Annotated in this window: 8 protein-coding genes and 1 pseudogene; 3 read left to right on the top strand and 6 right to left on the bottom strand. The window is 73.0% G+C overall.

Annotated elements, in window-relative coordinates; translation table 11 throughout:
• Positions 1 to 897: 897 nt before the first annotated feature.
• Both ACFWBW_RS31125 and ACFWBW_RS31120 read right to left on the bottom strand, forming a co-directional pair.
• A complete protein-coding gene (locus ACFWBW_RS31125) occupies positions 898 to 2067 on the bottom strand; it encodes an acyl-CoA dehydrogenase family protein (protein ID WP_385379490.1) in 1170 nt (389 codons plus the stop codon).
• A gap of 536 nt (positions 2068 to 2603) precedes the next feature.
• A pseudogene (locus ACFWBW_RS31120) lies at positions 2604 to 3126 on the bottom strand (TetR/AcrR family transcriptional regulator); the annotation flags it as partial.
• A gap of 188 nt (positions 3127 to 3314) precedes the next feature.
• Between ACFWBW_RS31120 and ACFWBW_RS31115 the strand changes: the two are divergent.
• From ACFWBW_RS31115 to ACFWBW_RS31105, 3 genes are read left to right on the top strand one after another with little or no spacing between them, the layout of a single operon-like run.
• Positions 3315 to 3863 carry a DUF6230 family protein gene (locus tag ACFWBW_RS31115; RefSeq protein ID WP_385379586.1) on the top strand — a complete coding sequence of 183 codons (549 nt, stop codon included), beginning with the start codon at positions 3315 to 3317 and terminating at the stop codon, positions 3861 to 3863.
• A complete protein-coding gene (locus ACFWBW_RS31110; RefSeq protein ID WP_385379487.1) occupies positions 3854 to 4816 on the top strand; it encodes a DUF6114 domain-containing protein in 963 nt (320 codons plus the stop codon). Before ACFWBW_RS31115 ends, ACFWBW_RS31110 begins: the two co-directional genes overlap by 10 nt.
• Positions 4813 to 5730: a hypothetical protein gene (locus tag ACFWBW_RS31105; protein WP_385379485.1), complete on the top strand. Its 918-nt coding sequence runs from the start codon at positions 4813 to 4815 to the stop codon at positions 5728 to 5730. Before ACFWBW_RS31110 ends, ACFWBW_RS31105 begins: the two co-directional genes overlap by 4 nt.
• Here the strand turns inward: ACFWBW_RS31105 and ACFWBW_RS31100 are convergent.
• From ACFWBW_RS31100 to ACFWBW_RS31085, 4 genes are all read right to left on the bottom strand, one after another.
• Positions 5705 to 5863: an SCO1431 family membrane protein gene (locus ACFWBW_RS31100; protein WP_243341628.1), complete on the bottom strand. Its 159-nt coding sequence runs from the start codon at positions 5861 to 5863 to the stop codon at positions 5705 to 5707. The genes ACFWBW_RS31105 and ACFWBW_RS31100 overlap by 26 nt on opposite strands.
• Before the next feature lie 116 nt (positions 5864 to 5979).
• Positions 5980 to 6405, bottom strand: a complete 426-nt coding sequence (locus ACFWBW_RS31095) for an SPW repeat protein (protein ID WP_250741537.1) — start codon at positions 6403 to 6405, stop codon at positions 5980 to 5982.
• An 84-nt stretch (positions 6406 to 6489) separates the two neighbouring features.
• Positions 6490 to 6630 (bottom strand): hypothetical protein, encoded by a 141-nt coding sequence (locus ACFWBW_RS31090; protein ID WP_385379481.1) that lies wholly within the window; start codon positions 6628 to 6630, stop codon positions 6490 to 6492.
• 629 nt (positions 6631 to 7259) lie between these two features.
• Entirely contained in the window at positions 7260 to 8672 is a 1413-nt protein-coding gene (locus tag ACFWBW_RS31085; protein ID WP_385379478.1) for a peptidase C39 family protein, read from the bottom strand.
• Positions 8673 to 8900: the final 228 nt, after the last annotated feature.

The following is an 8900-nucleotide window of genomic DNA, read 5'->3' as shown; positions in this document are numbered from 1 at the left end:
CGGACCCGTCGCCGGGTGCGGCGCGGTTTCCGGGTGCGGCGCCAGCAGGAGGCCGCCTTCCGCGCACCGCGCGGCACCCCGGGGCTTCGACCCCGGGCCCATTGCCGGGTGCAGCTCGGCGTCCGGGTGTGGCGCCGCCAGGGGGCCACCCTCCGCGTCCCGGGTCTTCGCCCCGGACCCGTCGCCGGGTGCGGCGCGGTTTCCCGGGTTCGGCGCAGGTCGGGGGGCCAACCTCCGCGCCGTGCCCCGGGGCTTCGGCCCTGGGCCCGTTGCCGGGGGGGCGCCCTCAGCTCCCGCCAGGGGCCGCGGACCGTCTGCCGAGGGCAGCGGCGTTTCGGGGGCCTCTCCCCACTCGCCCTCGCGGCGTTCCCCGGGGCTTCGCCCCGGGTCCGTTGGCGAGTGCGGCGCCGTTTCGGCGGGGGGCAGCCCTGCTTATCCGTGCCTCAAGCGACGGCGGGGCCGGGTGTGGGTGGCGTCGGCCGGCGAGGGCGCGCAGCGGGGGGTGGGGACAGGTCGAACGGATGGGCGGGGTTACCCGTGGGTCCGGTGGCGCGTTGGCCCGGTATGACCACGATGGAGACTTCCACGCCGAGGGTGGGGCGCCGACGAAGGGCGCCGGCCGCAGGGTACGAAGAATCGGTTCGGCAGGCCCCCGACCCGCCCATCTACCGCGCGCTGCTCACCCGGTGGGAGGAGGACGGCCGGACGGTGCCGGGGCAGCGCGATCCGGAGTGGTCCCGGATCACCTCCTCGCCCATCTGGCCGACCGGCCCCCTCTTCAGTAGCGGCGGCTGACCGCCCGCGGCGCGCGCGTGCCCGTCGCCGCCGTCCTCGGCCGGGAGCCGAACCGGGCATAGCACCCGCCCGCGCCCCCGGGCCTCCTCGGCGGTCGCCCCGTCAGCGGGATTCGGGGCCCGCCAGGTGGCGGGCGATCACCATGCGCTGGATCTGGTTGGTGCCCTCCACGATCTGGAGGACCTTCGCTTCGCGCATGAGCCGCTCGACCGGGAAGTCCGCCGTGTAGCCGTAGCCGCCCAGCACCTGGACCGCGTCCGTCGTGACGGCCATCGCCGCGTCGGTGCAGAACAGCTTGGCCATCGCCGCCTGGCGGGAGAAGGGCTTGCCCGCGTCCCGCAGCCGGGCCGCCGCCAGGTACAGCGCGCGGCCCGCCTCGATCTTCGTCGCCATGTCGGCCAGCATGAACCGCAGGCCCTGGAAGTCCGCGATGGGGTGGCCGAACTGCTTGCGGTCCAGGGCGTAGGCCAGGGCCTCGTCCAGCGCGGCCTGGGCCACGCCGATGGCGCACGCGGCGATGCCGAGGCGGCCCGCGTCCAGGGCGGCCAGGGCGATGGTGAAGCCCTGGCCCTCCTCGCCGATGCGGCGCGCGTCGGGGACCCGTACGCCGTCGAAGTTCAGCTGGGCGGTGGGCGAGCCCTTCATGCCCATCTTCTTCTCGGGAACCGCGGCCGTGAGGCCCTCCGCGTCGCCCGGGACCAGGAAGGCCGTGATGCCCTTCGGGCCGGCCACGCCGGTGCGGGCCAGCACCGTGTAGAAGTCGGCGACGCCGCCGTGGGTGATCCAGGCCTTCGTACCGCTGATCAGCCAGTCGTCGCCGTCCCGGACCGCCTTGGTGGTCAGGGAGGCCGCGTCCGAGCCCGCGCCGGGCTCGGAGAGGCAGTACGCGCCGAGCAGTCCGCCGCCGAGCATGGCGGGCAGGTGGGCGCTCTGCTGTTCCTTGGTTCCGTAGCCGGCCAGGCCGTGGCAGGCCAGCGAGTGCACGCTGACACCGAGCCCGACGGTCAGGCGGGCCGCGGCCAGCTCCTCCAGCACCTGGAGGTAGACCTCGTACGGCTGCTCGCCGCCGCCGAACTCACCGGCGTACGGGAGCCCGAGCAGTCCGGCCTCGGAGAGCAGGGTGAAGACCTCCCGGGGGAAACTGCCGGCGTCCTCATCCTCGGCAGCCCGGGGGCGGATCTCCCGCTGCGCGATCTCGCGTACGAGCGCGAGCAGGTCGCGGGACTCCTCGGTCGGCAGCGATCGGTCCACCTGCGGCGCGCGGTCGGTCATGGCAGCGCTCTCCTCACTCGTCAAGCACGGGGCGGCGCGTGAGGGTGGTACGCGTCGCCGGGTCTCGGGGCTCACAGCCGATGGTGCCCTCCCGGATCGCGGGAAGGTCCTGTTCAAGGGGCTGCGGCGGTTGAGTATGCCCGATCAGGGGCTTCCCGTCACGGGCGCGAGATCCTCCTCGGGGACGGGCGGGGCCGGGCACTCGGGGGCGAACTCTTCGATCACCGTCAGGGTCGCACGCAGCGTGCGCACCAGCAGGGCGCCGAACTCGGCCCGGTCCGGGTGGCCGGGGCCGCCGGGAACCCCGGGCCCACGGCCCTCCTGGGCCGTGGGGAGGGCCTGCTCATGCGCCGGGCGAGAGGGCTCGGCAGGGGTCTGGGCAGGGGTCTGGGCGGGGGGCTGGGCAGGGGTTTGGGCGGGGGGCTTGGCAGGTCCCTGGACAGGCGCCTCGGCAGAGGTCCCGCCGGGGAGCCCGTCAGGGTCGAAGGCCCGCGCGGAGCCCTGCGCCGGGACCTGCGCAGAGCCCTGCGCCGCAGGCTCCGCCGGGCCGATCCAGTCGAGGGTGCTGCCCTCGACCCCCGCCAGCCAGCCGACCAGTGCCAGCCGGGCGATCGGCGGGATCTCGCGGCGGCCGTACGCGCCCTCCGCGATGGTCGCGATGAGTTCCTCGCGGACGGCGTCGCGGATGGCGAGGACCTCGGAGTCGGAGCCGACGCCGCCGGTGACGATGGTGCGGTACGCGGCCTGGTGGTGCTCGGCGTAGTACAGGTAGCCGTCGATCGTGGTGCGCACCCGCTGCGCGTTGGGCAGCTCGCTCTCGCCCGCCGCGCGGGCCACGAGCTCGGCCACCGAGTCCTCGACGATGGCCAGGTAGTAGCCGCGTTTGCTCTTGAAGTAGTAGTAGATGAGCCCCTTGGCCACGCCCGCGTGCTTGGCGATGTCGTCCATGGAGAGCGCGTCGTACGAGGTGTCGGCGAACAACTTGCGGCCGATCGCTATGAGTTCGGCCCGCCGAACCTGCGAACGTCCGGTCGCTCCGCGCTGTTGACTATTATTCAAATTCGGCCCTAGCCTCGAACTGCCACAGGAAGCCCGCAGTATGGCAGACCCCTGTGCACCCCCCTCTGCACTCCCCCTGCGCACCGGACGACGTACGGGAGGAACACATCATGGGCAACGGCAGCACGAGCACGGCGAGAACCACCCCCGAGGGCCGGGTCAACTGGAAGAGGACGGCCGCCGTCGCGATGCCCGCGGTCGTCGCGGTCGGGGCGATGGCAATGGTCATGGCGCAGGGCGCGCTCGCCGCCTCCTTCGCCGTCTCGGGAACCAGCTTCCAGGTCTCCTCGTCCAAGCTGAGCAGCAAGGGCCTGGCCTCCTACGTGCACACCGACCGCTCCGTCGACGGCAAGGGGCATCCCGTCGCACTGCTCGGCATCGGCGAGGCCACCCTCACGGACATCTGCCAGGCCGCCGAGGTGGACACCCCGGTGGGCAAGGTGGTCTTCAAGCTGACCGCCGGCGGCCCGGCCGGCAACGTCACCGCCAGCAATCTCGTCATCGACGGCGAGGACCTGGCCGGCGACGCCGTCTTCGGGACGGCCCAGATCGGCCGCGACGCCTCCACCCTCGACCAGGTGGGCGGGATCAAGGGCGAGGCCGGCAAGTTCGGCCTCCAGGCCGGGAACATCGAGGTCGTGGACGTGAAGTCGCACGCCTGGTCGGCGACCGGCGGCAACTTCCACCTCAAGGGCCTGAAGCTGAACGTCAGCCTGGACGGAAAGAAGTGCTTCTAGGCCTGCGCGGGGCCGCCGGGCCGGGCGGCGGATGGCTGGAGCGACGGCTCCCGCTGCCCGGGCCCCGGCGGCGACTGCGCGCCTGGCGCCGCACCCGCCCCTTCTGGGGCGGACTGCTGGTGATCCTGGGCGGGACCGAGCTGCTGCTGGTCCCGCTCTCCCCGCTCACCGTGCTGGTCAGCCTGGGTCTCGGCGGGATCGCCGCCATCGGAATCGGCATCGCGCTGATCGCCGCCGGCCTGTTCCTGTGGCTGCTGCCCCAGGCCCGGGCCTACGTCTCCCTCCACGCGTTGCTGCTCTCGGCGCTGTCCTTCGTGGCGACCAACCTCGGGGGCTTCCTCCTCGGCATGCTGCTCGGCATCGCGGGCAGCGCGCTGGCCTTCGGCTGGACCCCGCTGCCCGATCCGGAGGCGGGCGAGCAGGGCCCGTACGTCCCGAGTCTGGACGGCAGAGGGCCGCGCACGCTGGCGGCCGCGCTGCCGGTGGTGCTGCTCGCCTCGCTGGTGGCGGGCACCGGGGAGGCGAGGGCCGCCGCGGCCGGTCCGCCGATGGCCGCGCGCACTCCGCCGACCGTGACCACCTCGCTCTTCGCCCCGCAGGGGTTCGCCTTCGCGGGGGTCACCCACGTGCCCACGGTGGACGGCCCGCTGAAGGTGCTGGTGCTGCGGATGCGGGCCGCCACGCTGACCGACTACAAGCTGCGCAGCCGCGACGGCCGCGAGGAGTACGGGCTCGCCGCCAGGCGGCTCGACCTGAGCGGCGATGTGACCTTGTACCTGACGAGGTTCAGCGGGTGCATCGAGGGACTGCTCTGCGTGACCTTCAGCCCTGACGGGCTGCCCGCTCCCCCGGTCATCCCGCCGTTCGTCTTCATGACCCAGGTGAGCGCGGAGCAGGCCCTCGTGACCTCCGACGTGATCAAGACCGACAACCTGCGGCTGGTGGCCTCGTGATCCCCCTCCAGGCCGCGCCGCTGTGGGCGTACGGCATCGGCGCCACCTTCGCGGTGGCCGCCGGGCGCCAGCTCCAGTGGTGGGAGCGGTCGGTCCGGGGCGAAGGCGTCCGTACGAGGAGCCGCGCGGCCAACCCGTACCTGGCGCTCACCCTGCTCTACGCGGCGCTGCTGCCCGCCCCGATCGGCATGTACCTGCTCTGGCAGAACCCGGCCTGGTCGACGATGCACGTGGCCCGCGACCACGAGGGGGTCTGGGCCGGCTTCGCGCTCTTCTACGGCGCCTCGGTGGTGGTCGGCGCGCTGCTCGGGTTCCTCGCGGCGCGGCTGTTCGTCCTGGTCGGGGCCGGGTACTGGGGGTACCTCCAGGCGGTGGCCGGGTACTTCCTGCTGTTCTTCACCCTGATCCACGGGTGGGACGGCACGGGGTACGAGCGGCTGCTGAGCGCCGATCCGCGGGCCTACGCCGACTGGTCCGGGGACGGCGTCGCGAACGGCGTCCTGGCCTTCGCGACCTCGGGCACCTTCCTGGCCGTGCTGATCTTCGGGACGGCCGTCATCGGGACCATGCTGCTGGCCGAGATCGGCTGGCTGGTGGAGGGCTGGCGGCTGCCGGGCGCCGCGGCGGACCTCAAGGTGCCCCGGGTGCTCGCGGTGGCGATCGCCGGGGCGGGTGTCTACGTACTGCCGTTCGCGGGGGCGGTGGGCGCGAGCGTCCTGGTCCGGCTGCTGGGGTGGTGGGCCGGGCTCGGGGTATTCGCCCTGCTCGCCGGGGTGGTGCTGTTGCCGGCGCGCTCGCCCGTGCGGGCGCTGTACGGGCTGGTGGGCGTCCCGGACGGGCACTGGCGGGTGGAGCCGGAACCGGGACTGGAATCGGGACCGGAGGAGCTTAGAAGAACCAGCCGACCTGGGTGACGAACATGGCCACGACCACGACCAGGGTCCAGCCCAGCACGTGCTCCAGCCAGGAGGAGGAATCGTCCTCGGGGCCGCCGGTGCGGACCAGATTGCGGGCGCGGGCGGTCAGGGCGGCGCTGTGTGCGGTCATGCCCCCCAATGTGACAGCGGGGGCGGCCCTCGCGGTAGAGACGATGGTCACGGGTGGCATGTCTCACGCCCCCGGCCGCGGGGTGCGGACCGGGGGCGTGAGGGGTGCGTACCGGATCAGGTGGTGCGGTCGCGGCCCGCCATGCCCGCCATCGCCAGTGCCAGGCACAGGGCGATGCCGCCGGCGAGGACGTTGCTCCACACCGTGCGGGTGGTGCTGACGTCGCCGGAGATGACGAAGGGCGCGACGATCGTCCAGGCGGCGAGACCGACCGCCGTCCAGGCCATGGCGTGGGTGCGTTCGTAAGCGGAGCCGAGTCCGCTCATGCACAGGCAGTACGCCAGGCCCGCGATCAGGTTGTTGATCGCCAGCGAGCTGAGCCCGCTGAATCCGGCGATCCACGGCGAAGCGGCGATGTAGAGACCCGTCATCAGGGCCAGCGCCTCGACGACCTGGGCACTCGGAGTGCTGGTGACCCGCTCGAACCGCGAGCGCATCTCAGCGAGGTCGGGGTGGTGTTCGATTCTCGGTTGGGTGGTCATGGCGGGCTGCCTCCTATGAGAAGCTCCTATTGCCCTTTTGCCCTTTATGTTCCACTTACATGCCGTCCGGGGCAATGCGAAATCTCAGAGCGCCCCGACCGCACGATTGTCCGCGCCCTCCTCCCCGGCCGGATCGGCGAGGAAGTCAGGGAGCTGCTCCGTCCCGCACAGCGGCGAGCGGAAGGTCTCGCCGGGGGAGACGCACCGGTCGAACACGCGTTCCACGAGGTCGAGGCCCAAGCGTCGGCGAGACCGGCGAGGATCGCAGCGACCGAGAGAGGGCGCCGCTGCCCCGCCCCAGTGCGCTTCCACGCCACGTCGTCGGTCAGACGATGAGTGAACCTGCCCAGCCCGTCGCGACCGTCCGAGTGCGGCACGTAGCGGGACCGTGGGGGCAGCTTCGTGCCGGTCTGGTGGGCGGCCAGCAGGGACGTGAACGCCACCGGCCAGCCGATAGGCGAATCCAGGCCCGTCCTGTCGGCGGTCCGCATGGCCGCCAGCAGGTCTTCGTCGTTCCTGGCGTTGAGGATTTCGACGACTGGTTCCTGCGCCCACGTGACGCGGCAGAGCCCCGTCGTTCCGGAGTAGCCGGCCAGGTCAATGCCGACCGTCACCATGGGTGGGTCCACCACGGCGGTCTCCGCCCGCTCGCCCGCAGTCATGTCATGCACCCGCCTTTGACGGAGAACTCCTCGCCCAGCTTACGGATGCGCCTACCGGCCTCTTCCTCCCTCGACCGGGCGGGCTGCTCCGCGTGCCCGTGAGCCACGCCAACACCCCGCGCGGCCAAGGGGCATGCCGCTAAGGTCTCGCACGGTGACGCTCTGCGGGCGACGGCGGATTGCCGTATCCCGTCACAGCACCCCGACCGCCCGCAACGCGAGGACCTGGGCCGGGTTCGGCCGGATCGGACCGTAGAGGTAGCAGACGCCTCCGGTGCCGGAGACGATCTTGCCGGTGGTGTTGTGACGCTTGGTCCGGAGCCAGTTGTTCTCGAACTGCCTGCGGCGGTAGACGCGGCGCACGGCGGTGTTGTCGGCCGAGTTCGGGTCGTTGGCGATCACGTCGCCGGCGGCCGTGAAGCCGATGACGGTCATCAGGTGGCCGGCCGTGCCGTAGCCCGCGCCCGTGAGCTCCTCCGCCGTGAAGGACTGGGAGGTGATGACCGGGATCCCGGCCCGGACCAGGGTCTCCAGGTCGGTGAGGGAGGCGAGGCGGGTGACCACGCCGGCGAGCTGCCGGTAGGTGGCGGCGTAGGCGGCGTTGAAGGGCCAGTTGCCGCAGCCCTTGTACGCGGAGTCGTAGGTGGAGCGGGCCGCGTGGCAGACCTGTGGGTCCGCGTAGTCCTTCTTGACCCATGCCACGGCGGAGGCGCTGGCCCGGCGCCCCCAGAATTCGATGATCATCTGCGAGGAGGTGGGGCTGCACCAGGCCTCGCCGCCGTTGTCGTACTCCGGGTACTGGCCGGCGTGCGTCTCCTGCGAGTACCTCGGCACCTTCAGCTCGTGGGCCCCGCCGGAGGCGGCGGAGGCGGGGACGGTGAACCGGTCCGGGACGTCCGAGGCCATGGCGCCGGCCAGCCACACCGTGGGGCCGCGGCTCGCACCGGGCTTGCGGTACAGGGTCAGGCGCAGCCGCCAGTCCTTGATCCGCAGCCCGCTCGCGGGGGTGTCCACGGCCAGGGTGTCCGTCCAGACGGTGGACTTGCCGTCGGTCTGCCCGTCCACGGAGGTGCGGCGGATGTCGCCGTCGCCGGAGGCCCAGCGGCCCATCACGTACCAGGGGGAGGCGGTGCCGTCGGTGTAGGTGCCGCGCAGTTCGGCCTGGATCCAGGTGCCGGCCGGGGTGCGGGCGTTCCAGGAGGCGATGGCCTCGGTGGCGGGCACGGTGGAGGTGTGGACCGGGGAGGTCCAGGTGGCGTACTCCCAGGTGCTCTTCTTCGCGGTGTGCGGGTCCTTGTACTCGGTGCGGCCCGTCGGGGTCTTGATCTCCAGGCCGGGGCGGGCGCCGCCGATGGCGGTGGTGCCCTGGTGGAGGCCGGCGGTCCAGTGGGCGTACGAGTACCAGAAGCGGTTGTCGACCGTCTTGCGGGTGGCTCCGGCGGCGGCCTCGGCCGGGGCCGCGGCCGGGGTGGCCTGGGTGGCCTGCCCCGGCGCCCCGGCGGCGGGGTTCGGTCCGGCCGCCGAGGCTCGGCCGCCGGGGACGGTGGCCGCGGCTGCAGCCAGGGCTACTGCCAGGAGGGCGCGGCGGGGTGTGGGTGCGGTCATCGGCGTGGCCCCCAGGGGTCGGTGCGGCGGGTCGGCTCCCGCACACCCTTCCAGTTCCCGCCTGCGGGGCCGTGAAGCCGGGGGGTCGTGTCGGGGTGACGGGGCGCGGCCCCCTCTCCCCCGTTCCCCGGGGGCGGGCCCTGCGGGGCTGTCCCCTACCCGCCCTTCCACCGTTCCCCGGGCTCTGCCCGGACCCGGTCCTCAAACGCCGGACGGGCTGGGAGATGC

Source organism: Streptomyces sp. NPDC059957, from assembly GCF_042730015.1.
In the GTDB taxonomy this organism is placed as follows: domain Bacteria; phylum Actinomycetota; class Actinomycetes; order Streptomycetales; family Streptomycetaceae; genus Streptomyces.
The sequence above is the reverse complement of the archived record's forward strand: the minus strand, read 5'-3'. Positions and strand labels throughout refer to the sequence as shown.